Origin of the sequence: Terriglobus albidus (assembly GCF_025685425.1) — a bacterium.
Taxonomy (GTDB): domain Bacteria; phylum Acidobacteriota; class Terriglobia; order Terriglobales; family Acidobacteriaceae; genus Terriglobus; species Terriglobus albidus.
The window spans coordinates 1-24,204 of the sequence record NZ_JAGTAS010000036.1 but is presented as its reverse complement, the minus strand read 5'-3'; the positions used below and the strand labels follow the sequence as shown (position 1 = coordinate 24,204).

At 57.9% G+C, this 24,204-nt stretch carries 20 protein-coding genes and 1 pseudogene; 6 read left to right on the top strand and 15 right to left on the bottom strand.

The genetic code is table 11. The features are described 5' to 3' along the window. A pseudogene (locus OHL21_RS07390) lies at positions 1-120 on the top strand (IS481 family transposase); the annotation flags it as partial. A 132-nt stretch (positions 121-252) separates the two neighbouring features. Here OHL21_RS07390 and bglX read toward each other — a convergent pair. The 4 genes from bglX to OHL21_RS07370 all read right to left on the bottom strand — a co-directional run bounded on the left by bglX (position 253) and on the right by OHL21_RS07370 (position 6,775). After that, a complete protein-coding gene (bglX, locus tag OHL21_RS07385; RefSeq protein WP_263416612.1) occupies positions 253-2,607 on the bottom strand; it encodes a beta-glucosidase BglX in 2,355 nt (784 codons plus the stop codon). A gap of 216 nt (positions 2,608-2,823) precedes the next feature. Continuing rightward, the gene (locus OHL21_RS07380) at positions 2,824-3,744 is read right to left on the bottom strand and encodes a bifunctional helix-turn-helix transcriptional regulator/GNAT family N-acetyltransferase (RefSeq protein ID WP_263416611.1); all 921 of its coding nucleotides are present in this window, start codon (positions 3,742-3,744) and stop codon (positions 2,824-2,826) included. Between the two features lie 454 nt (positions 3,745-4,198). Then, the gene (locus OHL21_RS07375) at positions 4,199-5,035 is read right to left on the bottom strand and encodes an isocitrate lyase/PEP mutase family protein (RefSeq protein ID WP_263416610.1); all 837 of its coding nucleotides are present in this window, start codon (positions 5,033-5,035) and stop codon (positions 4,199-4,201) included. Between the two features lie 18 nt (positions 5,036-5,053). Then, entirely contained in the window at positions 5,054-6,775 is a 1,722-nt protein-coding gene (locus OHL21_RS07370) for a 30S ribosomal protein S1 (RefSeq protein WP_263416609.1), read from the bottom strand. 122 nt (positions 6,776-6,897) lie between these two features. Here OHL21_RS07370 and OHL21_RS07365 point away from each other — a divergent pair, with 122 nt between their 5' ends. Then, a complete protein-coding gene (locus OHL21_RS07365) occupies positions 6,898-7,620 on the top strand; it encodes a DUF899 family protein (protein WP_263416608.1) in 723 nt (240 codons plus the stop codon). Beyond that, positions 7,617-8,018, top strand: coding sequence for a DUF1801 domain-containing protein (locus tag OHL21_RS07360; protein WP_263416607.1), 402 nt, complete (start codon positions 7,617-7,619; stop codon positions 8,016-8,018). Before OHL21_RS07365 ends, OHL21_RS07360 begins: the two co-directional genes overlap by 4 nt. A gap of 273 nt (positions 8,019-8,291) precedes the next feature. Here OHL21_RS07360 and OHL21_RS07355 read toward each other — a convergent pair whose 3' ends face one another. Further along, entirely contained in the window at positions 8,292-8,969 is a 678-nt protein-coding gene (locus tag OHL21_RS07355; protein ID WP_263416606.1) for a hypothetical protein, read from the bottom strand. A gap of 102 nt (positions 8,970-9,071) precedes the next feature. Further along, positions 9,072-10,016, bottom strand: coding sequence for an amidohydrolase family protein (locus OHL21_RS07350; RefSeq protein WP_263416605.1), 945 nt, complete (start codon positions 10,014-10,016; stop codon positions 9,072-9,074). Between the two features lie 1,619 nt (positions 10,017-11,635). Here OHL21_RS07350 and OHL21_RS07345 point away from each other — a divergent pair. Beyond that, on the top strand, positions 11,636-12,445 hold the full coding sequence (locus OHL21_RS07345; RefSeq protein ID WP_263416604.1) for a lipase family protein: 810 nt from the start codon (positions 11,636-11,638) through the stop codon (positions 12,443-12,445). A gap of 52 nt (positions 12,446-12,497) precedes the next feature. Here OHL21_RS07345 and OHL21_RS07340 read toward each other — a convergent pair whose 3' ends face one another. The 6 genes from OHL21_RS07340 to OHL21_RS07315 all read right to left on the bottom strand — a co-directional run bounded on the left by OHL21_RS07340 (position 12,498) and on the right by OHL21_RS07315 (position 18,004). Beyond that, on the bottom strand, positions 12,498-13,865 hold the full coding sequence (locus tag OHL21_RS07340) for a hypothetical protein (protein ID WP_263416603.1): 1,368 nt from the start codon (positions 13,863-13,865) through the stop codon (positions 12,498-12,500). A gap of 71 nt (positions 13,866-13,936) precedes the next feature. After that, complete coding sequence (locus OHL21_RS07335) at positions 13,937-14,497, bottom strand: hypothetical protein (RefSeq protein WP_263416602.1); 561 nt, start codon at positions 14,495-14,497, stop codon at positions 13,937-13,939. Positions 14,498-14,565: 68 nt separating this feature from the next. Next, the gene (locus OHL21_RS07330) at positions 14,566-15,135 is read right to left on the bottom strand and encodes a TetR/AcrR family transcriptional regulator (protein WP_263416601.1); all 570 of its coding nucleotides are present in this window, start codon (positions 15,133-15,135) and stop codon (positions 14,566-14,568) included. 392 nt (positions 15,136-15,527) lie between these two features. Beyond that, positions 15,528-16,733: a phosphatidylinositol-specific phospholipase C1-like protein gene (locus tag OHL21_RS07325; RefSeq protein WP_263416600.1), complete on the bottom strand. Its 1,206-nt coding sequence runs from the start codon at positions 16,731-16,733 to the stop codon at positions 15,528-15,530. Positions 16,734-16,906: 173 nt separating this feature from the next. Next, entirely contained in the window at positions 16,907-17,584 is a 678-nt protein-coding gene (locus tag OHL21_RS07320; RefSeq protein ID WP_263416599.1) for a CPBP family intramembrane glutamic endopeptidase, read from the bottom strand. 27 nt (positions 17,585-17,611) lie between these two features. Beyond that, entirely contained in the window at positions 17,612-18,004 is a 393-nt protein-coding gene (locus OHL21_RS07315; RefSeq protein WP_263416598.1) for a hypothetical protein, read from the bottom strand. Positions 18,005-18,089: 85 nt separating this feature from the next. Here OHL21_RS07315 and htpG point away from each other — a divergent pair, with 85 nt between their 5' ends. Next, positions 18,090-19,979 carry a molecular chaperone HtpG gene (gene htpG / locus OHL21_RS07310; RefSeq protein ID WP_263416597.1) on the top strand — a complete coding sequence of 630 codons (1,890 nt, stop codon included), beginning with the start codon at positions 18,090-18,092 and terminating at the stop codon, positions 19,977-19,979. Between the two features lie 385 nt (positions 19,980-20,364). Here the strand turns inward: htpG and OHL21_RS07305 are convergent, their stop codons facing one another. The 3 genes from OHL21_RS07305 to OHL21_RS07295 form a co-directional block, all read right to left on the bottom strand. Then, positions 20,365-21,294, bottom strand: a complete 930-nt coding sequence (locus tag OHL21_RS07305) for a chemotaxis protein CheB (protein ID WP_263416596.1) — start codon at positions 21,292-21,294, stop codon at positions 20,365-20,367. Positions 21,295-21,845: 551 nt separating this feature from the next. Next, on the bottom strand, positions 21,846-22,697 hold the full coding sequence (gene ku, locus OHL21_RS07300) for a non-homologous end joining protein Ku (RefSeq protein WP_263416595.1): 852 nt from the start codon (positions 22,695-22,697) through the stop codon (positions 21,846-21,848). Between the two features lie 72 nt (positions 22,698-22,769). Continuing rightward, positions 22,770-22,937 (bottom strand): hypothetical protein, encoded by a 168-nt coding sequence (locus OHL21_RS07295; protein WP_263416594.1) that lies wholly within the window; start codon positions 22,935-22,937, stop codon positions 22,770-22,772. 209 nt (positions 22,938-23,146) lie between these two features. Here OHL21_RS07295 and OHL21_RS07290 point away from each other — a divergent pair, with 209 nt between their 5' ends. Then, positions 23,147-24,034, top strand: coding sequence for a helix-turn-helix domain-containing protein (locus OHL21_RS07290; protein WP_263416593.1), 888 nt, complete (start codon positions 23,147-23,149; stop codon positions 24,032-24,034). Positions 24,035-24,204 lie beyond the last annotated feature (170 nt).

Below are 24,204 nucleotides of genomic sequence, written 5' to 3'. Positions count from 1 at the left end.
CACCTCAGACCATGGATCCATCAGTACAACTGGCACCGACCTCATGCTAGCCTCAATCAAGCTCCACCCATCAGCAGATCCGGCCTCAAAGACAACAACCTGTTGAGACACCACAGCTAAAGCCGCACTCCTTTTGCGCCTTGTACGACACGGCTGAAGCCGTGTCCTTAAGCAAGGCATTCGCGCCATGCGCGAATGGGAGCTCCGCTCGAATCCCCAACAATTGGAATGCAATGCATCCGTCGATACACCCTAAGGCAACGTAACAAACTGCACCGCTTGATCGGCAAGAGAACTGCCACCGATGAAAACCGTATACTCCGCCGGCTCGATCACCTGCTGGCTCTTCACGTTGTAAAAAGAAAGCTCCTCAAAACCGAGCGGGAACTCGATCTTCCTGGACTCGCCCGGCTTGAGCGTTACACGTGCGAAGCCTTGCAAACTGCGGACCGGCTGTTCGGTGCTTGCTCCACGGATATTGATGTAGCACTGGACGACCTCGGTTCCTTCGCGTTCACCGGTATTTGTGACTACCGCCGATGCGACCACCGGTTTGGCTTTCCTGTCCTTCATCAAAGTTGCAGCGCTGACCTGCTGATTGGAAATGGCGACGGCCTTATACGCGAAGGTGGTGTAGGTCAGGCCATAACCAAAAGGGAAGAGCGGATCGTTCGACTCATCCAGGTAGCGGGAGACATACTTCTTCTCCACATAGGCATCCGGATGTGCCGGGTCAGGGAATTGAATCGGACGGCCCGTAGGCAGGTGGTTGTAGTATATCGGTACTTGTCCCACCGATTGCGGAAAGCTCATGGTGAGCTTCCCCGAAGGTGCGGTCTTGCCGAAGAGCACGTTGGTGATGGCCGGGCCGGTTTCCATTCCGGGGAACCAGACTTCCATGATCGCGGGAATATGTTCGCTGGCCCACTTCAACACAAGCGGCCGGCCGGAGAAGACAAGAAGCACGATCGGCTTGCCCGTCGCCTGCACGGCTTCCAGTAAGGCCTGTTGGTTGCCGGGCAGATCAAGATGAGTCCGCGAAGCAGCCTCACCGCTCATGTCACTGGATTCGCCGAGCGCCATCACCACGACATCGGCCTCCTCTGCCGCCGCAACTGCCTCCTCAAAGCCGATGTTAGAACTGCCCGAGATATCGGTGCCTTTCGCATAGGCCAGGGCGAATCCTTCCTGCTGCGCGGCTTCGGTAAAGCTTTGCCGCAATGTCCGTACATCCTCGAAGTTATTCGCTCCGGACCATGCGCCCACCATGTCAGGGGCATCATCGGCCAGCGGTCCAATAAGCGCAATATTCTGTCCATTTCCGGTCAGAGGCAGGAGAGGCTTTCCATTGACAGGCTTGTTCTGCAGCAGAACGAAAGACTCTTCTGCCGCGCGGCGAGCCAACGGTCTGTGCTCTGGAACGGCTCTTGTAACCTCAGGGCCTTCCGTGAAGGGATGCTCGAAGAGTCCGAGAGCGAACTTCACGCGCAGGATACGCCGTACCGCTTCATCGACAACCGCCACAGGAACTTTGCCCGATTGCACCAGCGCAGGAAGCTCCTTGTCGTAGAAATGAGCGTTCATGTCGATGTCCACGCCTGCGGTGAGAGCCTTCTCTGTGGCGCTGGCCGCATCCAGCGCAATGCCGTGCCGGATCAGCTCCATGACAGCGGTGTAGTCGGAGACGATAAAGCCATTGAAGCCCCACTCATCGCGCAGGATGGTCTGCATCAGGTATGGATTGGCGCTGGCCGGTACACCATTGAGCGAATTGAAGGCAGACATGAACGTCGCTGCACCCTCCTGTGCCGCGGCGTGATATGGCGCAAGGTACACCTGGCGCAGCAGCAGGTCGCTCATATCCGTGGTGTTGTAGTCGCGTCCCGCTTCTGCTGCGCCATAGGCTGCGTAGTGCTTGACCGAAGCAGCGACGGAGTTCCGATCACCCAGGCTGTTGCCTTGATAGCCGCGAATGTAGGCACGAGCGATGACGGAACCCAGATACGGGTCCTCTCCGGCGCCTTCCGTGCAGCGGCCCCATCGTGGGTCGCGCGCGATATCGACCATCGGAGAGTAGAACCAGTTGACGCCGGCGGTACGCGCTTCTATGGCTGCCGTACGGCCCATCTCGGTAATGAGATCCGGGTCCCAGCTTGAAGCAGTTGCCAACGGCACCGGGAAGATCGTGCGGAAGCCATGCACAACATCCGCTCCGAAGAGCAGCGGGATATGCAAACGCGTCTGATCCACTGCCGCATGCTGGAAGTGATTCGTCAGCTCCTGGCCTACCGTGTTGAGCATGGAGCCCAGCTCACCTTTTTGCGCCAGCTCATAGCTGTCGACTCCTCCCGGCCCGGGCGGGTTGACGTTCAACGCCGCCGTCGATTTCTTTTCAGGCGCAGTGGGATGCGCCTGGGTGGCGTTGTACTGCACAAGCTGCCCGATCTTCTCCGCGAGCGTCATCTGACGGAGCAAAGCATCCACCCTCTTCTCGATCTGAGGACTGGCAAGCTCCTTATTGGATGGGAGAGGGCGCTGGGCGTACGAGCCGGCTACAAAGCCACAGAAGATACATCCGAGCAGGAGCGGGAGGTAAAGACGAATCATCGACGGAATCCCTTCGATGCAGTATCGAACGTCATTCTACGCAGTTGTTCGTGCGTGTGTCTTAGGTGGCGTGAGTAGCTTTTATGGCATGAAAGCTGCGCGATCATATCTCATTTCTCCGCGCTTTTCGACACGAGAGGGTGCGCTCGAAGAGCGCAGAGACGAGGCACTTGCAAACGGTCTTCGCGCAGGGAATTCCACAACCCGCTGGTTCGGCTACTTCTGCAGATCAAGTGTCCAGATCTGGCCGACCAGATCCTTTCCAAACGAGTGATGACGATTTTCTTCCTGCAGGATGAAACCGGCTGCCTGATAGATCTTGCGGGCAGAGACGAGTATGTCGTTGGTCCAGAGTGTGAGCTTGCGGTATCCCAGCTCTCGCGCTCGTTCGATGCACGCGTGCACCAGGCGCGAGCCGACACCCAGTCCTCTGGCAGCCGGGTCGACATAAAGTAGCCGTAGCTTTGCGACCTGCGGATCATCGGTCTTCATCAGGAACACCGAGCCGACTATCTGGTGGTCCAGTTCTGCGATCCATGCATCTTCGCGGGTAGCGTCGAAGTTGGCAGCGAAGCTTCCGAGGATCTGGGCGACCAAACCTTCGTAGGTCCAGTCCCAGCCATACTCCTGTGCGTAGAGAACTCCCTGACGATGCGTGACCCAGCCCAGGTCACCTACTTTCAGGGGACGAAGTCGCACATCCTCTGCCGATGCAGGCTTTGGCCGAAGGACTGTCTGGATCTCCTGCATACCCATTGCCAGGCGCTTGCGGTTCTCAGTGCTGAGCGGCGCGAGCAGCGTCTCGATCTGCGATTCGGTGCCGTCGTTCATCCGCTTGAAGGTTCGTTTGCCGGCAGCGGTGAGCGAGAGCAGCTTGTGCTTGCCATGTTCCGGGCTGATGCGGCTTTTCACCAGACCGGCTGCCCGAAAGCGGGCGGCAATTCGGCTGACGTGAGCCTTGTCCATTCCCAGGGTGCGGATGATATCCGCAGCGGTCTGTTCGCCGGACTGCGCGAGTTCGTAGAGCACCCGCGCTTCGGCGAGGGAGAGATCGCTCTCAGGAAGGTGCTCGGCCAGCAGGCCGATCTCGCGGGTATAGAACCGGTTGAAGCTTCGCACTTGTCCGACAAGAGACATCCGCCACCTCCGCAATGTGTGTTGTCACTGACAACATAGCTCGAAGGTACGGTTTTGTGCAACTCCAGTAGGAAGACGAAAGGGATTGTGGGGGTGGAGTTCGAGTGTGGTGCAGGAGAAGTAAGAGTTTGTGGTCTTCCTCACCCGCCCTAGCGTTGCGAGGACGGGGCACCCTGGCGGGGTAAGATAAAGCGCTGAAGGCCGGGGTCCCCAATGAACTTGTTCATTGGGGTGGAAACGCGCGCTCTATACCAGCCTGGGGCAACGCCCCAGGTCTCGATACCCATAAGAAGTTAAAGGGCTGAAGGCCCGCTCTATAGCTCTGCAGTAGTTGCCATACTGAACATCATGGGTAGAGAAGCAGATTTCTCCGCTTCCTTCGGTCGATCCACCCCACCCAGCAAGCTGGTCGGGGACCCCGGTCGCTGCGAAATGACAAACAAAATATGTGGGCCTATCCGAGCACTTCCCCAGTCAACAACGCTGCAACTTCCTTCGGATTCGCCGCATCCGCCGCAAACGTAAATGTCCCTGCCCCGGCCATCTCATGCGCCGCGCGCAGAAATGCGCCGAGCGCCGTGCGATACAGCGAACTCCCCACGCTGATGCGCTTCACACCGAGCCCGGCCAGCTCCTCGCGGCTGAGTTGTACTCCTTGCAATCCCATCACCACATTCACCGGCCGATCTACAGACGATACGACTGCAGCGATGTCCTCCTTCGTGCGAAGGCCGGGAGCATACAACACATCGGCGCCTGCCTCCTGATAGCCCTGCAGCCGCGCGATGGTATCGGTCAGATCCGGTCGACCATGCAGATAATTCTCTGCACGTGCCGTGAGGACGAATCCACCCGGAACATTGCGTGCCGCTTCTACGGCTGCACGCACGCGCTCGACCGCGAACTCGCGGGCATAGATGGGATTTGCGGCATCTCCGGTCGCATCTTCAATCGATCCACCTGCAACACCCGCCTCGGCTGCGAGGCGGATGGTCTCTGCAGCAACTTCCGGTGCGTCACCGAAGCAGTTCTCCAGATCCGCATTGACCGGCAGATCGGTAGCGGCGGCAATGGTAGCAATATGAGAGATCGCCTGCTCGCGGCTCAGAGTGTTGTCTCTCTGTCCGACCGAAAAGGCATACCCCATACTGGTGGTCGCCAGCGCCTCAAAGCCAAGATTCGCAAGCAGACGAGCTGTGCCGACATCCCAGGGGTTCGGAATGATGAAGGCTCCAGGCCGTACGTGCAGGTTGCGGAACAACTCTACCTTCTGGTGACGACCTGGAGCCATGATTTCCTCCTGCTGCTTTTACGATCTTTCGTTCACCAACTCCAACGCGATCTTCTTCGCGGCAGCGTCCATCGCAGCGATGGTGAACTTGCGCACCTGTCCTACCTGAAGCGGCTGTGCCTGTGAGGTGGATGCTTTCGCATCACCCTTCCACCGTGCATTCAGCATGGAGCTCAATGCCGAAAGATCAAGCGCGGGTGCAGCCGTGCTGGATGGTGCAGCTTCACCCTTGGAAAATATAGTGCAGTCGGCCAGAATACCTTCGCCGAGCTCCACAACAGCATGATCTCCGCTCTGCTGGATCACGCGCCCCGAAACGGTGTCGCCGGCGGCGTGTTCCGCAAGGAACTCGTCCAGATGTGTCGGAACAAGCTGCTTGATGCTCAGCTTGATCTGCCGCTTCTCCATATCGACGGCGAGAACCTGGGCTTTGACCACCTCTCCTACCTTCAGCACATCCTGCGGATGGTTGATGCGCTTCTCCGCATCGATCTCGCTGATGTGCACCAGACCTTCGATCCCTTCAGCCAATTGCACAAAGGCGCCGAACTTTGTCAGCCGTGTCACTGGACCTTCAATCACCGAACCGGCAGGGAACTTCTGTGGAACCGCAGCCCACGGATCTCCGAGTGCCTGCTTCAATCCAAGCGAGAGACGGCGTTCCGCTGGATTGATGCCGAGGACAACCGCTTCCACCGTGTCATGCAGTTTGAGAAGATCGCTGACCTTGCGAACCTTGTTGACCCACGACATCTCGGAGATATGGATCAGACCTTCGATGCCCGGCTCGACTTCGACAAAGGCGCCGAAGTCGGCAATACGCTTCACGGTACCGCTGACGCGCTGGCCAAGTTGATAGCGATCGGCCGCAGTCTCCCAGGGTTCGGCTTGCAGTTGCTTCATGCCCAGTGAGATTCGCTTGCTATCTTGATCTACCTTCAGAACCTTGACCTGCACCTGCTGGCCGACTTGAAGAACCTCTTCGGGGCTACCGATGCGCTGCCAGGCAATATCGCTGACGTGCAGCAGGCCATCCACACCGCCCAGGTCGACGAATGCGCCATAGCTGGCAAGGCTGCGAACCTGGCCTGTGACGATGTCGCCCTCGCGTACTTCGGCATATCGCTGCTGCTGCAGCTGGCGCGCCTGTTCTTCCAGGATGACGCGGCGGTCCACAACGACATCCTCGTCGGCGGCATCCACTTTCGTGAGGCGGCAGGTGATCTCCTGACCGACGAGCTTTTCGAGTTCAGCGGCATCGCGGGTGCCGCTGCGCGATGCAGGCAGAAAGGCACGAACGCCGACATCGACCGTCAGGCCACCTTTGACAACACCGGTGACGATACCTACGACCGGAGTCTTCTGCGCAAAAGCCTCTTCCAGCGAAGCCCAGTCCGTGGGCTGCGCAATCTTCAACCGCGAGAGCGCGTAGTAGCCCTCTTCATTACGTCCCTTGACCGAGACCGGGAAGTGATCTCCCACCGCGATGCCGGCGGCATCGTTCTCGAAGGCCGAGCGCGGCAGCACGCCTTCGACCTTGAAGCCGATATCCAGAAACACAGACTCCGGTGAGATCGACACCACGATGCCATCCTTCTGCGAGGGCTCTGACTTCGATCGATCGGTATGCTCCTTCTCGAACTGCGAGAGAAGTGCGCCGAACGACTCCGTGGACTCGTCAGCGGTTTCGGGTGCGTTGGTGGGGTCGGGAGTTGCGTTCTGGATGTCTTCGTTTGCCATAAACAGTTCCCTCCATTGTAGTCATGTCGGGCTGGACTGATGGGTCCCGCAACGGCAGACGTAGGATGCCCGCGAAGACTAGAATGTCCGCTGGCACGTGACCTCCCCCTAAGGAGAAGCGAATGATCAACGGTCCTCGCCTCACTCCCGCAACAGAGCTTGCGGCACAGAACCAGACGCACTTTCCCAATGAAAGCCCGGAGTATCGCCAGGCTCGTAACGCGCTGCTCGCAGAGGAGATCGAGCTTCGGCGCAATATTGAACGCGTTGCTGAGCTCCGCCGCGCTCTGCCCCTCGGAGGCAGGATTCCGGAAGACTATACCTTCCAGGGACCGAACGGGGAGGTGCATTTCTCACAGCTCTTGGGGGATAAAGACAGCCTGGTTGTCTACAGCATGATGTTCGGCCCGCAACGCGAGCGAGCATGTCCGATGTGTACTGCCATGCTCACCACCTGGGACGGTGCTGCCAGGAACCTGCGCGAGCGGGTCGCTCTCGCCGTCACCGCACGCTCACCCATCGAACGGCTCCTGGAGTTCAAAGAGGATCGCGGGTGGAGAAACCTGCAGCTCTACTCCGATATCAAGGGCGACTACACCCGCACCTATGTCAGCGCCGACGATGCTGATGTGCCGGGCATGAGTGTCTTCACGCGTCGCAATGGCACAATCTATCACTTCTGGAGCGGAGAGATGAGCGGTGAGATGGCTGACCCCGGCCAGGATCCACGCGGAGCTCCGGATCCGGATGTCTTGTGGAGCATCCTTGACCTTACTCCTAACGGCCGCGGGAAGGACTGGTATCCAAAGCTCGAATACAGCGGTCCGGCAAGCGTCAAGCGATGAAGACAGAGATACTGCGATTCGATGGGGCCGTTGAACGCGACGCTGCCATCGATGCATGGATGAACGAACAGCGCGGAGACTTAGGCGCCATCGCTCGGGAATGGTTTGAAGTGATGCGGCGATGCGGAGACGAAGTGCGAGAGCTTATGCATGACGGCTGTCCGGTTGCGTGCCTGGGAGACGCTCCCTTCGGCTACGTCAATGTCTTCAACGCGCACGTCAACGTGGGATTTTTTCATGGCGCAGCTCTGCCGGATCCGGCGCGGTTACTGCAAGGCACGGGCAGGTTCATGCGGCATGTGAAGCTAAGGCCAGGAGTGGAAACCAACGCCGCTGCGTTGAACAGGTTGATTAGGGCAGCATATTCGGATATCAAGGCGCGTGTCGAACACGGTTGAAGCGATGGTAAGAACCTTGGACGAGCCACTACTCTCGTTGCCCCATTCTTCGCGGTTTTATCGCGAAGGGTGGGGTCCCCGGCGAACTTGTTCGCTGGGGCTTAGCGTGGGGTATCGCGCTGCGCGCGACCGCTTTTATTATCCGCAGAGATCTGCTTCCCTGATGTAGTACAGCCGCCCCTCAGCGGCTAAAGCCGCCTTCTTTGAGGGCGTGATGCGGAACGGCTGAAGCCGTCCCCTTAAGCACTACATTCGCGCTATGCGCGAACAGGGCTATCGCGGCCAGTAGCTCATGTCTCTGCGGAAGCGGGCGAGTTCCAGACGTGTGTCGATGACGGCATCCTGCGGCATGGCTGCAACCAGCCGCCGAAAGATCTCCGCATTCTCCGGCAGGTCGATGCTGTTGCGTGCCGGCAGCAGCAGAAGATAATCCGTCGCTCCGGTCACCGGACGCAGAATAGCGTGCGGCCCACCGATACTGCGCATTACGCCGATGGCGGCATGCTCGAAGGCGCTTTCAGCGCCGGGACGCAGCCGCAGAGTGAAGAAGCTCATCAGCGGATACGATTCGATGTCCTGCGGCCGAAAGACGGTCAGCGGTGACATCACCTCGTAGCTGACAACAGAGTGGATCTGCGCGTGCGGCAGAACGTTGATGGCATTGTCCGCCGCATCTTCCGCCGGCTTCACGGCATTGTCGAAGTCGGGCCACTGGTGAAACATGGTGGCGTCGATAAACGCTCCATAGCGGTCGCCGGAGATGATGGTCCAGCCATACCATGTCCAAGGATCAGACGCGGAGCGATGCCACGCGAGGTGGCGCTTATAACCGTCTTCAAAGGCGGATACATCCATCGGCTGCCAGGTGACGAACCGTGCGGCGTTCTCGCGCACCTGAGAGAAGGCTGTTGTGGCAAGCAAAAGGACAGCAGCGAGATAGCAGCGATTCATTCGTAACTCCGGGGCCTCGGCGGTTTGACGCGCACGAACCCCGGAAGGATATCGTGGATGCGATCTGTGTCACCTACGGGCCGACTTCGTGTTCTTGTTCCATCAACTCAACCGATAGAACTTGGCAGCATTGTTATAGAAGATGTCACGCTTCTCATCAGCGCTGAGGAACGGCGCAGACTGTACTGCCTCCACTGCCATCGCGATGCCTTCAGGCCAGTACATCTGGTCCGTGCCGAACATCAGCCGCTTGCCGAAACCGGCCCGCATCAGCGCCTGTAAATAGTGGTGGAACTCAGCTCGCGGCAGGAGCCAGTCGATCGCGCCCAGATCGGCATTGACCTGCGGATAGTGGAACAAGGTAGAGATGGTGTCATCGAGATACGGCCAGCCCGCATGCATCAGGTTCAGCCGAAGCTTGGGATAGCGGTTAAGCGCCTCTTCCACCAGGAGGGGATCGCCCAGGCGTGCGCGAGCACTGCGGCAGCAGGGATCGAAGGACATCCCCGGCGGCATGGTGCCCGTATGCAGCGCCACCGGGATATCCAACTCTTCGGCGAGCGCCAGGTAGGAAGCGTACTTCGGATCGTCGAGCGTAATCCCCGCGTACTGCGTAGTGACCTCGCCCAGCACGCGCAGGCGGCCATCTTTGAAAGCGCTGCGAAGCACATCCAGATCGGGCAGTGGAGTATCGGCGGAGCCGCGCACGCCGGCGCCGGCAATCACCTTGTCCGGCTCCGCTTTGCTCCAGGAATAAGCGGCGGCAAGACGATCTCCGTCTCCTCCGCTGACGACTGCCTTGACGATGTTCAGTCGCTTCATCTCGGCAAGACAGGCAGCGCGGTGAGCCGCTCCGTCCTTGAGCTGCACGGCTTTGCCAGTAGCGGGATTCACCGCGGCGGGGATGGGCAGGTCATCGGGGTAGGCGTGCAGATGCACGTCAATGATGGGTTGTTCTTGCGTCATCTTTCCCAAGGCAGAGGGAACCAGGCTGATGGCTGCCGAGCTTGAACTGAGCTGCAGGAATCGCCGGCGGTCAATGATCATTGGAAATGCTCCTCAGGACAGAAGTTTAGACGATGAATTTGTCGAGGACTTGCTGCATCGTCGTTGTTGCGTCGACCGTTCATTCAGTGTCGAACAATTTGCCCTCAGCGGCTAAAGCCGCACTTTTGCGAAAGCTGTGCAGCATGGCTGAAGCCATGCCCTTAAACAAGACGTTCGCGCCTATAGTGCGAAATGGTTGCGCTATGCGCAACGAGCCACATCGTACATCGAAATGGTTGCGCTACGCGCAATGAGCCACATCCGTACATCCCGTTTCGCACGCCAGTGCGAATGCCTTGCTTAAGGGGACGGCTTCAGCCGTCCCGTTTCGGAGCTGAACGACACGCGGCTTTAGCCGCTGAGGTCAAATTCATCCACGTCGAAGTACGACCTCGCGAAAGTGTTACCTATCTCCCCGGTCTAATCTGTTACCCATCTGCCCGGTCTGTACCCACTTTTGCGAAAGCTTGTACGGCATGGCTGAAGCCATGCCCTTAAACAAGACGTTCGCGCCTATAGTGCGAAATGGTTGCGCTATGCGCAACGAGCCACATCGTACATCGAAATGGTTGCGCTACGCGCAATGAGCCACATCCGTAGATCCCGTTTCGCACGCCAGTGCGAATGCCTTGCTTAAGGGGACGGCTTCAGCCGTCCCGTTTCGGTGCTGAACGACACGCAGCTTTTAGCCGCTGAGGGCAATTTATCCACACTGAAGTACAACCTCGAGGGGATCCATACTTTTGGTCATTCGTAGCGAAGCGAAGAAATCTGCGTCTCCGATGATTCCGCACTCTCGTCTTCGATTCGCTTAACTTTTAACTCTGCATCCATTGACAACCACAGATCTCATCACTAATCTTCGAGGCGATATCTTCTTCCACGCTGAGCTGTACTAAGAAGAAGAACATCAATGCAATGTCAGTACATTGCCCTCTTGCCTTCGTTTTCCCATGGGTGTGCTGTGTCATTCAAGACACGCGAGGAGAACCTATGAATGCGGCAAGAAGTTCGCACCCACTGCCCTAGCCGACCCCAGGACTACGTTATCTCGCCCTCATTCCGCGGAATGTTCGCCGTTCCGCGCGCGGCGCGCTCATTTGTGTGATCGCCTGTGAAGTAGCATCTGGGCCATAGAGCATTTTCCCTGTAGGTGCAGAGTAGGGCTTCCGCATCTATGGGCGTTTTCCGCAATGAAAACGCCGCTGTACTCCTCTTCCGGGATACCCAGCGACAGGGAGAATGCTCTACACGGTCCCTCCACGTTCGTATTCGCTCCAGGAGGTAAAACGCTCATGTCGACCACTGCCTATGCACCGGCTTCCCTCTCCTCTGAGGGAACAGCACAATGTCAAGAAAGCACGAACCCACCAGTATTGCCCCAATCCGTTCCGCCAAACTTTGATTCTCAGCTCGCGTATGTTCTTGGCTTATGCTGTAACGCGGCGAATGATCAATACACCGCATATGTAAAAACCTCACCCATTATCACTGACAACAACAACGACCCATTTGGCCCTACGAGTTGGCAAATACAGACCGTTAAGCCCGCCCCCTGGGACCCCGATTTTTCCCAGATACTCGCGCAGGGTTACAAGCCGAATCCAAAGCATTCCAATTTGTCTGTCTGCGAGATCGATATAAACGGCAATCCCGTAGAGATTCCGGCGGGATTTATCGTGCGGCTTGAGCCGACAGACACGAAGAAGAGCAGCATCATCGTCGTGGCTTTCCATGGTACTCAGAACAGTTACGAGGTAAACAAGGTCGACAATTACATCGTCCCTGCTACGTTTGGCGGGCTGGTGGCGACTCTGGGGTCAGTGCACGGAGGCTTTTATGCCCAGTACACAACCGGCTCCAACCTGCAACCGGGCAATTTGATAGCTCGGGCCGACGGTTCTCTCGCGCAGCAGATTTACCAGTATTTCAAGGAGAACGAAGATCCAACTATCTCAGTGAAGGTCACGGGACATAGCCTGGGTGGAGCGTTGGCTACACTCTGCGCGCTGGATATCGCTTTCAACTTTGAGTTCAAGTATGACGCGATCTCACTGTACAGTCTGGCAAGCCCACGTGTAGCTGATACGTTGGTATCAGATCCGAGCGGCGCCGGTACCTTCGTCTCCAACTACCAGAAGTATGTCCCCGATAGCTATCGCATCGTTAACGACCTGGACTCGATACCGCAACTTCCTTACCCTGTCACCCCACCGATACCGCCGCTGAATTATTGCGCCCACGTCCTTGGTGACCTGGGGGCGATACTCCTCGGAATCGTCCAGCCCTCTCTGCTTGACCAAAACCTCATCAGCTTCAGCGATAAGAATGATCAGAATAAGGATGCGTCAATGGCTTGTCAGGGAACCCATTCCTGCCCCGCGGTGTACGTACCTTTCCTGAAGAGACTCGCAGCCAAGTTCGCGTGACCTGAGCCAAATCGGACGAGGCATGAAGAGATCTTCATGCCTCGCCCGCGCACTACGATTCAAATCCGCGGATATAGGGAGTATTCGGCGGCCGTGGCCCAGTCTCAAAGAGTGGACCGTGTGTCGAGCGATATCTCATGTTCATGAAAGGGGTCTCGACGCGGCGGCCTACAGCAGAGTAACGGCCGTTCTCCCAGTTCGATTCCATGTAGTGGTTCACGATGCCCGTCGATAGAAGCAGCCGTTCCGCATTGAACGGTTCTTTTCGGGTCAGCATCGTCTGGACGATCCAGTGCTCGAAAGCATTGGCAGCGTGATATTGCGAGACGGGGCCGGGCCAGCCAAGCATGGAGATGATCGTCGGATCCTTCTGCCCATCGATCTCGCCGGCATAGGTCCATCCCACACCCTCGCCCGATATTACGGCCCCATGGGTCCCATCGTTGTACTCCACAATACAGACGGCCGGCCGGCTGGTCTCTCGGAAATGCCCCGGCTTCAGGTCGAAGTTCTTTCGCACTGCTTCCAGCAGATTGCCGGCCCAGGGAGTACGTTCGACCCATTTCCAGGTTTCAGGTCCGCGAATCGACTGCACCGACCTGACGCCCGTCTCGCCACCCTTGCGGCGATCGACAAAGGACTGAAGCACGTCGATGCAATGGAAGATGGCTCCCTCATCCGGAGCGGCTCCAACCACGATCGAGTTCTTGAGCGGCGTATCCACAGCAAGATCGATCTCAGGCTTGCGGAAGTAAGTCGGTATGGAGGAGCCGCCGGTCAAAGGAAAGTTCAGTTCGCGTGATTTATCGAACATCCACTTGGCGTCATCCCAGTTGTAGGAGAGGTGCTTATCGTTAAAGACGGGGACGGAACGGTTGCTCTGCTCGAAGACCTTGATGACCTGCTGGTAGATCCACCAGCGCGGCAACAGCCAATGCCCTTTGAGATCGGTTGGATAGTTTCCGTGTTCGGCGACGATAACGACACCATCCACCGCCAGCTCCTTGCCACCAAGGGTGACGGCTTCTCCCGGCGTTTTGAAGATGGGGATATTTTTTGCCTTGCATACTTTCTGCCCCAGCAAGCTGGTATCGAACTGATGGATGTAAACGGACACTACATCCACCTGCGAAGGTGTATGGGCGCCTTGCCACCAATAGCCATCCAACAGCTTATTGACGATCCAGTCTGCATGGGACGTCGGTAAACCCCAGTAGCTGACGAGACAGGCGATACGCGGCCGTCTTCCACTGGTTTGCGCAACGGCATCGGGCACGAACCCCGTCAAGCTCGCTAGACCCGCCATGCCGGCCATTCCCAGGAGGTCACGCCGCGTGAAGAGAGCGTTCGATTCAGTCGTTCCGTTGATGGGTGATGTATCTGCCGTTGTAGCCGCGATTTCAAGCTGTCTCTTTTTCACAGGGTGATCTGATCCGGTCTGTTTACAGTCGATTCTCTTATAACAAAACAGCTCTGGTCAGTGCTCCCCAGCTAGGCCTCAGAGATCTGCGAGCGCTTCCGGCTAATCAGAACTCCGCCGATAAGGAAGTAAATGGCGCCGAAGATGGCATACCCGCCAATGTCCTTCGTGTGCAGCTTTCCGCCGAGGCCGCCCAGCACAAATCCAATGCCTGCTGCGGTTGATTGCGCTCCGCTCAGGATCATCGCCCATTGTCCACCGAATTGCTTGCGGCGGATAAGTCCGGCAACAAGCTGCAGCAGCCCGGCTCCGAGTGCCCATGCGCCGAAGATCGCGATGGAGGTCGCCTCATTGCGGAAGATCGTCATGGCTATTCCAATAGCAGTCGCAACGTCCAGTAGTGCATTGATCACCTGTGAGGTGCGTGCACTCCCGGTCGGTCGCGAAGCGGTGAGATCGTAGAGTGTGCAGGCGACATCCCACAGCGGATACGCGATCAGCAGAACAGATGCAAAACGTGGTTGCGTAACTGCTGTCGAAAGTACTGCTGCGGCCCAGATCAACTGGAACGCAGTACGGACGAGATATAGGTTTCGCAAGGAGCGGGCTGACTCAAAGGAATTAATTTGCATGGAACGCCTTTCTACCTTCTAGTTGGTAGGTAAAATAGGTAAAGCGAGGCCATGTATGGCTACGCGGTTTAGTGTTTCGGGACAGCGATCCGCTTGAGCGCCGCTCCTGTAATTTGCTTGAAGACCTCGCACTTGCCGGTGGCGCGCGCGGAGAGCATCGCCCCGTGGACCACGGCCATCAGCGTCTGCGCTTCCGTTGCCGCTGAATCCTGCAACCTGATCACGCCTGCTTTTGCGCCGGCCTTCAGCGTGTGTTCAAGCCATTCGCCCAACGCACTGAAGTGCAGGCGTACCTCGGCTTGCACCTCCTCTGGAAGGGATAGAAGCTCCGCACCCATAAGGGCAGCCACGCAGAATGGAACTGTCCCACCTCGAATGCATCCCTCCCAGTACTGAACATAGGCATGGAGGCGTTTCCAGGGATCTTCAATCTGGCTGTCGAGTTGGGCAGTTCCTTCAATGGTCCTTTCGCGATGCGCCTTGAGTACGGTAGCGGCCAGACCAGCCTTTGTCGGGAAGTGATGATGAATGCTTGGCTTTTTGATCTCCACCGTTTCGGCGATGTCGGCGTAGCTGAAGGCCGAATATCCTCTCTCGATCATCAAGGCTTCCGCTGCCTTCAGAATGCGTTCTGCCATCTCTCCCTGCATACATAGGTAGACTACCAACTAGTCGGTTTGGTTACAAAATCTTTTGTTCACAGCTCCCGTTTGGGTTCCGAAGAGGAAAATAGGTTTGAAGATGTTGCAGGAGGTTGTGTGACCGACACCAGGACCCTGATTGAGCAAGCGTACTCAGCCTTGCTTAAGGGGACGGCTTCAGCCGTCCCGTATCGGCACTGAACGGCACGCGGCTTTAGCCGCTGAGGTCAAATCGAGTGCGAAGTGCAGCACTCTGAGGTGCTCCACAACATCGCCCTCAGCGGCTGAAGCCGCCACTTTTGCAGCGTCTGTCCGGCATGGCTGAAGCCATGCCCTTAAGCAAGACGTTCGGACTGATGTGCGAATGGTTGAGCTACGCGCAACGGTGCTTAAGGTCGATGCGAAGGAGATGGCTCCTTCGTCTTTACTCCCGGCTCCAGCAGTTCGTCGCTGCATTCTGAAGGTGCGTTGACCGGGTTGCAGCGTGCGGCAAAACCGCCGGGCAGACCGACGGTGTAACCCGTCCACGGTGCGGGTTCTGAGACCGGAAAATCAGTGCTGACCATCTGCGCTCCGCTTGCCAGCGTCAGCTCGCGCCGCGTGGTATCGTTCGTGCGGCCCTGGTCGGTATTGAAGTCTGCGCGTGTGCGTACCAGATAGCCGCTCTTCACCAGCGCGCGAATCTCATCCTGCGAACCTTTGTCGCGTTCTACAAACGCAGCGTCGGGCTTGCCAGGCTCAGAGTTGGTAAAGAGTACGCGCCCCTGCAGGAGCGGATGTCCCTCTAAATAAGCGGGAGCAGACGGACGGTTGTACAGAAGAAAGAGAACCTTGCCGCGTGACTCCGCCAGCGTGGGCCATGCGCCTGCGAGGACCGCAGCTTCCAGCGTGGGATACTTGCCCCGCACCTTGTCCGGAGTAATGAGCTCCTGCTCGGAGAAGACCGAGCGGATCTCGGCATCCAGTGCGTTCCATGTCTCTGCCGTCCAGGGCTCGGCGGTGGTTGCTCCGGGAAGCTGACTTAACCGTCCCTGCTTATCTTCAATCAACAGCAGAATCGGTACATGCCTGGGATGGGCCTTCGACCATCCGCGAATGTCCTTCAGGCAGTGCACGAAGGTCTGGCAGCTGCTGCGCTGGTTCACATCGCCCAGATGAATGACCTTGAAGCCTGGTTTGTCCATCTCATGCTGGGGATCGAAGTCAGGATCGGCGGGAAGACCGGCTTCCTTCGTCAGTCCGACAACCTTCGGGTGCGAGAAGCGGCCGCCTGTGGGATCGGTGACGATATCCAACTCCAATTGACGGATGCCGGCATCGAGTTGCTTCGGCAACGACTGGTGATGATAGTCGACACCGTGAAAGGCGTCAGGAAAATGTGAGGAGAAGTACTTCTCCTCGCTGGGCGCGAAGCCGGTGTTGTAGCTGTTGTGTGAGCCCACAACCTGGATCTGGTTCAGATGTACAACCTCGTCCTGCTTGCTGCTTGTCTGTGCTGCGGCGGCCACTGCCGCCAGGGTAAGCAGACCCGCGCCTAGAGCATTTTTCCTGTAGGTGTAGTGGAGGGATTGTGCGTCTATGGGCGTTTTCCGCAATGAAAACGCCGCTGCACGCTTCCGCCGGGATACCCGAAAACACGGAAAATGCTTGAACCTGAAAGATGTCATTTCGTGCCAAATCCCTTCTTACACGCCAGAAATAAGTGTTCTTGCGCTGAAGGTATCAGCAGGCATGATGGACCACATCAGGCTGATGTCCTGTATGAGCTCTACTGAGGCTTAGGCCAGACCCCGTGATAAAAGTACTGCCCCAGACCTACGGTAAACAGCCAGCAGCCGTACAGCGCATGCTCCACGCTGGAGACAAACAGCGATCCCGTGTGCTGATATCGCCAGGCAAACAGCAGGCCTCCGAGGAAGGTCAGCACGACTGCTAGAGGGTTGCGGAAGACAATGTGCATTCCGCCAAAGACTGTTGCGCTTGCCACAACCAGCATCAACCCGCCCTGGGGCGTCGCCGGAAACAGGACAGCATAGCGATGCATGAAGAAAGCGCGATACAGAAGGGCTTGTGGATACACCGATAGAACCGGGTATAACAGGATCACCATCGCCCAGACGCGTGTGTGCCGGCGTGCGAGGCTCCATTCCAGCTTGGGCGCCAGCCAGTGCACACCCGCCCACTGCAGCGCTGCCACCACAACGAAGATTGCCAGGATGCTGGCGAACTGGCTTCCCAGCGGAGCAGGATTCCATAGCTGCCCGCGATCAAAGCCCGGATCCCGCGCCAGTTGCCAACACGCATATCCAGCCGCCAGCCAAAGTACAGGTAAGGCTGGAATGCGTACCGGCGCAAGCCGGTATGCCGCCGGTAATCCGATGAACAGAACCATCAATTCAAACAGCAGCCCCGCGTGCGCCATCCCGGGTAGAGTACCTTTCGCCACATGACGTGCTCGTGAATTATGCCTCAGCTACGGCCGCGCAAGCCGGATAATCTCCGCGAGCTCCTGCTCGAGGACCTTTGCGACGTCAGCCTCATCCGCCGTAGGAGCAAGGGGAACCGTAATGATGACGGTGCTGCCACCCAGTGGACGGGGCGTTACGCGGATGTAAGCGCCGCCCCGCCTGTTGTCGGCCATCTCCCGGATGTAATCGACGGCGAGGGCTGTGGGATGCAGAAAGAGCTCCGCGTTAAAGCTGTCGCCGTTTTTGGTTACACGGAACTGAGTGGCATCGATGCGTTCAATTGCATCCGCAAAGGCCGGCGCCCATTTGGGGAGGTTGCTGACGTCGGTAAGAACGTTATAGATATTGATCGGCTCAAGCTCAGACTCGGCGGCACGGGTTACGGTTTGGAGGGCCATGGCGGGTTAGATGAGGTGTCCGGCCCAGACGTTCCACATAAACTCGGCTTCATCCCGGCCCAATTTTTGGCAAAATTAAGGTGCTATGTCCAAGCAGCAATTTCAGACCGAAGTCTCTCAGCTCCTGCATCTGATTGTTCACTCGCTCTACTCACACCCGGAGATCTTTCTCCGCGAGCTCATCTCCAACTCGTCCGATGCGCTCGACAAGCTGCGCCATCTCAGCCTGACCGACGAGACCTACAAGGCTCTGGTCGGCAATGGCATCGACTCGCCACGCATCGACCTCGACCTCGACGGCGCGAACAAGACCCTCTCCATCGCCGATACCGGCATTGGTATGAACGAGGAAGACCTGGTCTCGCACCTTGGCACCATCGCCCGCTCCGGCACGAAGAACTTCCTGTCGCAGCTCTCCGGCGATGACCGCAAGGACTCCAACCTCATCGGCCAGTTCGGCGTCGGCTTCTACTCCGTCTTCATGGTTGCCGATAAGGTGGAAGTCATCTCGCGCAAGGCCGGGGAAGAGAAGACCTATAAGTGGGTCAGCGACGGCAAGACCGGTTTCGAGATCGAAGAGGTCACCGGCGACCAGGCGCGCAAGGCCGCCGGAACCACCATCCTGATTCACTTCAATGACGAAGGAGCGCAGTACGCCAACGGCTGGCGCCTGCAGGAGATCGTCAAGAAGTACTCCAACCACATCGCCTTCCCCATCTTCCTCACCTACGAGAAGAGCGAATGGAACGAGGAAAAGAAGGAGTCCATCAAGACCCGCACCACCGAGCAGGTCAACGCCGCCAGCGCCATGTGGCGCCGGTCGAAGTCTGAGCTCACCGACGACGACTACAAGGAGCTTTATAAGTCGATCGCCGGTGACTGGGAAGACCCGCTCTTCTGGTTCCACACCCGCGCCGAGGGCACGCTCGAGTACACCACGCTGTTCTATATCCCGGCTAAGGCTCCGCTCGATCTCTATCAAGCCGACTATCGAGGCGGCGTCAAGCTGTATGTGAAGCGCGTCTTCATCATGGATGACTCGAAGGACCTGCTGCCGCAGTATTTGCGCTTCGTGCGTGGCATCATCGACTCGGAAGACCTGCCGCTGAATGTCTCGCGCGAGATCCTGCAGCAGAACAAAGTGCTCACCAGCATCAAGACCGCAAGCGTCAAGAAGATCCTCTCTGAGCTGAAGACGATTGCGGCCAACGATCCTGAGAAGTACGCGCAGTTCATCGCCGAGTACAACCGTCCGCTCAAGGAAGGTCTCTACGGCGACTTCGCCAACCGCGAGACGCTGCTGGAGCTGATCCGCTTCAAGTCGTCGAAGGTGGAAGGCTTGACCTCGCTCGCCGAGGCGAAAGATCGCATGCAGCCGGAGCAGAAGGCGCTCTACTACATCACCGGCGGTACCGAGTCGATGCTGCGCAACTCGCCCTTGCTCGAAATTTATAAGAAGAAGGGCATCGAGGTCCTGATTCTGGATGACGATATCGACGAGATCGTCTTCTCGACGGTCGCGAAGTACGGCGACATCGACCTGAAGGCCGTCAACAAGTCGTCTACCTCGGAAGATCTCAAGGACGAGGCCGCGCCGGAGAAAGCCGAGGAACTGAAGCCTCTGCTGGAGAAGATCAAGGCCACGCTCGGCGATGCGGTGAAAGAGGTACGCGCCTCGTCGCGGCTTGCCGACAGCCCTTCGGTCATCGTCTCCGACGAAGACGAGCCTTCAGCCCGCATGCGCCAGATGATGCAGGCGATGGGACAGAAGAACCTGCCGGAGCTGCAGCCGACGCTCGAGATCAACCCCGATCACGAGATCATCCGCAAGCTGCTGGCCGACACCAGCAACGGCAAGGTGGAAGACGCGGCATGGCTGCTCTTCGACCAGGCACTGCTGCTCGAAGGCGTGCCGCTTAAGGATCCGGCTACTTTTGTGCAGCGCCTGAACCGTGTGTTGAACCAGTCCATCTAAGACTAGGGTGTATCGACAAATTCCAGATAGCCGATACTCTGGGTGCCCCATCCATCGCATCGCGATGGGCGGAATGTTCGAGCGAAGCTCGATTCGGTGGGAGCCGTGGGCTTTCAGCCCACGGTATATCGGCTCGATATGAAATGGGCTTTAGCCCTGGGCTTTTTCCTCGCGTACAGAGGAGGCCCAGGGCTGAAGCCCGTCTATTTTTACGCCTGTATCAGCGGGCTGAAGCCCGCTGAACACCCCATCCAGCAAGGTTGGATGGGGACCCCGCTGCTCCCACCAGTTTCAGTCATCCTCCGTCAGATCAACTGGAATTTGTCGATACGCCGTGGTTGCTAGGAAAGCAAACGCCTCCCAAGAGGAGGCGTTGCTTTTTCTGTCAGCTCACGCTGGGCGCGACTCGTTCTTCAATCATGCTGCGGATGGTGTCGGCATGCTTGCGAAGTTGTTCCGCTTCCCGGCGAAGCGCCTCTACATCAACGTCTGTCATACGAGTCGCCGCGTACTCGGCAAGATCGGCGCCCTCCTGCAGGGCTACGATTGCCTGGTACAACGTCTTTTCTTGGGTCGAGGTCTCTTCCTCTACCAGCGTCTTGAGCGAGATCACGTGCCCGACACGGCATTCGAACTCAACGGGACCCGGTTTGGCGCTCTGATACAAGGGGCCTCGACATTCCGGGCAGGTGAAGCCAGTGAAGATGCGTCCCCCTTCATCCTCGGGAAGGCGCCGTTGTGTCGGCTTCACCGTCCCATTCACAAGATTCGGCAGGAGCGGCCCGATCTCGGCGGCAGTCAGTCTGTAATCCACTGGTGCATCCCGCAAGGCGTTCAACGGCATGGAGGGATACTGTGCATCTTCGGGGTCCTGGACAATGGTGATGCCGCCCCGGTTCGCGATCTCCCAGATACCTGCTGCGCCGTCGTCAAGCATGCCGGAGAGCAGAACCCCTATGACGCGCTCCCCGTAGGTCACGGCAGCGGAGCGGAAGGTGACATTGATGCTGGGGCGGTTCAGACCCTCTTTCGGTCCCCGGGAGATATGAACATGTCCCTCGGCAATCACGAGATGCCGGTCCGGTGGGACGACATAGATTTCGCCTGCCTTGATCCTCGCTCCCTCACTTGTCTGTTGCGCGGGCAGTTGTCCCCGCGCGGTCAGGATCTCCGGCATATGATTTCTTTCGCGAGGCATCGAATGAAGAACGATAAAAACAGCCGCATTCAATTCTCGCGGGAGCGCGCGCACAATCTCGACCACAGCTCCCACGCTCCCCGCGGAACCGCCTATCACGATGATCCTTGGTTCCATTTGGGATTCCATGGAAAGCCTCCCTGGCAGACAACTCATCGTTGGATGTGTACCGGTTGCTGAGGCCTATGCGACAAATCGCGACATTGATCCCTCGAACCACTGTTGCGATAGATGTGTCGGCCTGGGGCACCTGGCTGTTGGGTGAGGCGAAGGTCTCGGAGAAGCCTGCCCCTCCGAGATTTTGCCCTCAGCGGCTGAAGCCGCTTACTAGCCTGGTCTTTTACGGCACGGCTGAAAGCCGTGCCCTTAAACAAAACATTCGCGCGGTGCGCGAACGAGAGCCAAGCTCTATTTGCTGGGGCATCTCTTACGTATTTTGCCCACCCGGATGTGAAGTAGAGCTCCACGACATTGCTCCACGATCGTTGCGCACCGCGCACCATTTCGCACCGAAGGTGTGCGAATGCCTTGCTTAAGGGGACGGCTTCAGCCGTCCCGTAGTGAGTTCCGAAGATGTGCGGCTTTAGCCGCTGAGGTACCAAAGCTATGATCTCAGCGGCTAAAGCGGCGCTTCTCCCCGGCCTGAATACGGTTACAGGAAATCGGCTCTACGCTGCTTTTTTCCGCTGAGCGTGTTTTTTCGCAGTCGCCCGAGCCTTTGCCCGTTTCGGCTTCTTCGTTTCCGCCAGGCTGTTGCGCAGGGCATCCATAATATTGACGACTTTGGGTTTGGCTGGCTGCGGCTCTTCTTCAGGAAGCGGCTTGCCTTTACGCTTGGCTTCCACCAGTTTCTTGACCGCTGCCTCGTAGTCATCCTTGTAAGCGCTGAGATCGAACTTCGAGGTGCTTCCATCGATGAGTTTCTTAGCCAGCGATAGCTCGTCCGCATCGACAGCTACGTCCTTCGTCCCCGTCAGCGCTGACTTGGAATCGCGAAGCTCGTCCTCGTATCTCAGCGTATAGAGCATGAGTCCCTTCTGCTTTGCATCGGCAGGGGCTCCAATCGCGACAAGGTGTTCGCGTCCGCTGAAGGCAATCTCGCCGATGCCGTAGGTATTCGTCTGCTGCAGTGCCTTACGCATGATGCTGAGTGCTTTGGCCTGGCTGTCTTCTTTGGGTGCGACGAAGTAGGGCCGATCGAAGAGAGAAGCGGGTAGCTCCTCCGCTTTCACGAACTGCTCGATCTGCATGGTCGTGGAGGTGGAGAGACGCAGCTTCTTCAGCTCATCCGGATCGATCTCGATGTATTTGTTCTTGGCGTACTCGTAGCCTTTGACTATATCGGCGGTGGCGACTTCACCGTGCTCATCGACATTGCGATGATGGACTCGCTGATGAGTCTTCCGGTCGATCTGATGGAACTCGACCTGGCGAGCAGTATTGGTTGCCGGAAAGATTTTGACTGCGATGGAAACGAGCGAAATCTGAAGCGATCCCGACCACGTAGGACGACCTGGCATACTGAGCGACTCCTTGAACCTCGCTCATTCGATGCCAGATCTGCCTATAAGTGTCGCTCAACTTCTGTGCCGTTAGATGTGGGTGGCAACGATCAGGAAGACGGCTGCCAGAAACGCGATGGCTCCCAGAAGAAGTCCGGTAATGTAACGCGCGGCAAAGCGCTCGCTGCCCGGCTTGGGACGGGTGACGCCTACGCCCCAGATAAATGACTCGCTGACCCACTCCGTAAACTTGCCCATGGCAACCTCCCCAATGTCGGTCCGTTCTTAGGATGTCGCCGCCCGTGGTCGGGAGTATGCAAATCTTGCTGCAATGGAGCATTTCTCCTGTAGGTGCAGTGTAGGGCTTGTGTATCTATGGGCGTTTTCCGTAATGAAAACGCCACTGCACGTTTCTCGCGGGATGCCCAGCAACAGGAGAATGCTCTACAGAGGCGTACTCTTAAAACATGAGCTCAGCCGACCGCATTCTGGTGCTCCGCAACCGGGATCTCGTCCCGCTGCTGCCGGAGCCGGTGCAGGCGGCGGAGCAGCCGTGGTCCGGTGTGGTGCTGGAGCGCCATTCGGTCAAGCCGATGGAGATTCCCGAGCATGAGCATGGAGACCTGTGTCTCCACCTGCAGCTCAGCGGCAATTCGGACTTTGAGTGGTGGACGGAAGGGAAGAACCGCATCGAGACCACCATCCCGGGATCGATGATCGTGCTGCCGGCGGGCACGCGTGACCGGCTGCGCTGGACCGGCCCCTCAGATCGCCTGCTGCTCTCGCTGCGGTCGAGTGAGATTGCAAAGCTGGCAGAGGAAACCATCGGCTCGCCGGAGGTGAACTTCTCTCCCCAGTGGTCGGCGACCGACAGCGGCTTGCGCAATCTGCTGATGGAGATGGGCAGGCAGGTGCAGGACGGCTGGCCATTGGGAAGTTTGTATGCCAACCTGCTGTCATTGGATCTACAGCATCACCTGTTGCGGAAGTATGCGGGCGGAACGTATAAGGCTTCAGTCATCAAGGGTGGGTTGCCGCGGCCTAAGCTGCGCCGGGCAATGGAGTTTATGAACGAACACCTGACTTCGGATCTGCACCTGGACGAGATCGCCGAAGAGCTGGAGATCAGCCCCTTCCACTTCGCACGCGCTTTCCGCAGCAGCACCGGTCAGACGCCACATCAGTATCTGTTGGATCGAAGGATGGACGAGGCGAAGGCGCTGCTGAAGCATTCCGCGGCGTCTGTTGGAGAGATCTCGGTCCGTTGCGGCTTTAAATCGCCAGTGAACTTCACCCGCGCGTTTCGTGAGCGGGTCGGATGCACGCCGACCCAGTGGCGCACGCAAGCGGGCTGATGTCGCATTCCAAGGACGGATATGGGTGGGAGCAGCGGGCTTTAGAGTCTGTGTGAGTGAGGCATCCTCTCTTTGTTTGAGAGAGCGATTGCAGTTGCAACGTCTCTGTAGCCGCAGTCTGTGAGCAGTTTTATCGGGATTTCTGCAGGATGTAGATGCGTTTGAGGTTG

Bases quoted from the DNA above. Each gene is read 5' to 3' on its own strand.
- ku (WP_263416595.1), bottom strand. From the start codon at position 22,697: ATGCCAGGTCGTCCTACGTGGTCGGGATCGCTTCAGATTTCGCTCGTT.
- OHL21_RS07360 (WP_263416607.1), top strand. From the start codon at position 7,617: ATGAAGACAGAGATACTGCGATTCGATGGGGCCGTTGAACGCGACGCT.
- OHL21_RS07295 (WP_263416594.1), bottom strand. From the start codon at position 22,937: ATGGGCAAGTTTACGGAGTGGGTCAGCGAGTCATTTATCTGGGGCGTA.
- htpG (WP_263416597.1), top strand. From the start codon at position 18,090: ATGTCCAAGCAGCAATTTCAGACCGAAGTCTCTCAGCTCCTGCATCTG.
- OHL21_RS07330 (WP_263416601.1), bottom strand. From the start codon at position 15,135: ATGGCAGAACGCATTCTGAAGGCAGCGGAAGCCTTGATGATCGAGAGA.
- OHL21_RS07335 (WP_263416602.1), bottom strand. From the start codon at position 14,497: ATGCAAATTAATTCCTTTGAGTCAGCCCGCTCCTTGCGAAACCTATAT.
- OHL21_RS07375 (WP_263416610.1), bottom strand. From the start codon at position 5,035: ATGGCTCCAGGTCGTCACCAGAAGGTAGAGTTGTTCCGCAACCTGCAC.
- OHL21_RS07290 (WP_263416593.1), top strand. From the start codon at position 23,147: ATGAGCTCAGCCGACCGCATTCTGGTGCTCCGCAACCGGGATCTCGTC.
- OHL21_RS07365 (WP_263416608.1), top strand. From the start codon at position 6,898: ATGATCAACGGTCCTCGCCTCACTCCCGCAACAGAGCTTGCGGCACAG.
- OHL21_RS07315 (WP_263416598.1), bottom strand. From the start codon at position 18,004: ATGGCCCTCCAAACCGTAACCCGTGCCGCCGAGTCTGAGCTTGAGCCG.
- OHL21_RS07380 (WP_263416611.1), bottom strand. From the start codon at position 3,744: ATGTCTCTTGTCGGACAAGTGCGAAGCTTCAACCGGTTCTATACCCGC.
- OHL21_RS07350 (WP_263416605.1), bottom strand. From the start codon at position 10,016: ATGATCATTGACCGCCGGCGATTCCTGCAGCTCAGTTCAAGCTCGGCA.
- OHL21_RS07355 (WP_263416606.1), bottom strand. From the start codon at position 8,969: ATGAATCGCTGCTATCTCGCTGCTGTCCTTTTGCTTGCCACAACAGCC.
- OHL21_RS07305 (WP_263416596.1), bottom strand. From the start codon at position 21,294: ATGGAACCAAGGATCATCGTGATAGGCGGTTCCGCGGGGAGCGTGGGA.
- bglX (WP_263416612.1), bottom strand. From the start codon at position 2,607: ATGATTCGTCTTTACCTCCCGCTCCTGCTCGGATGTATCTTCTGTGGC.
- OHL21_RS07370 (WP_263416609.1), bottom strand. From the start codon at position 6,775: ATGGCAAACGAAGACATCCAGAACGCAACTCCCGACCCCACCAACGCA.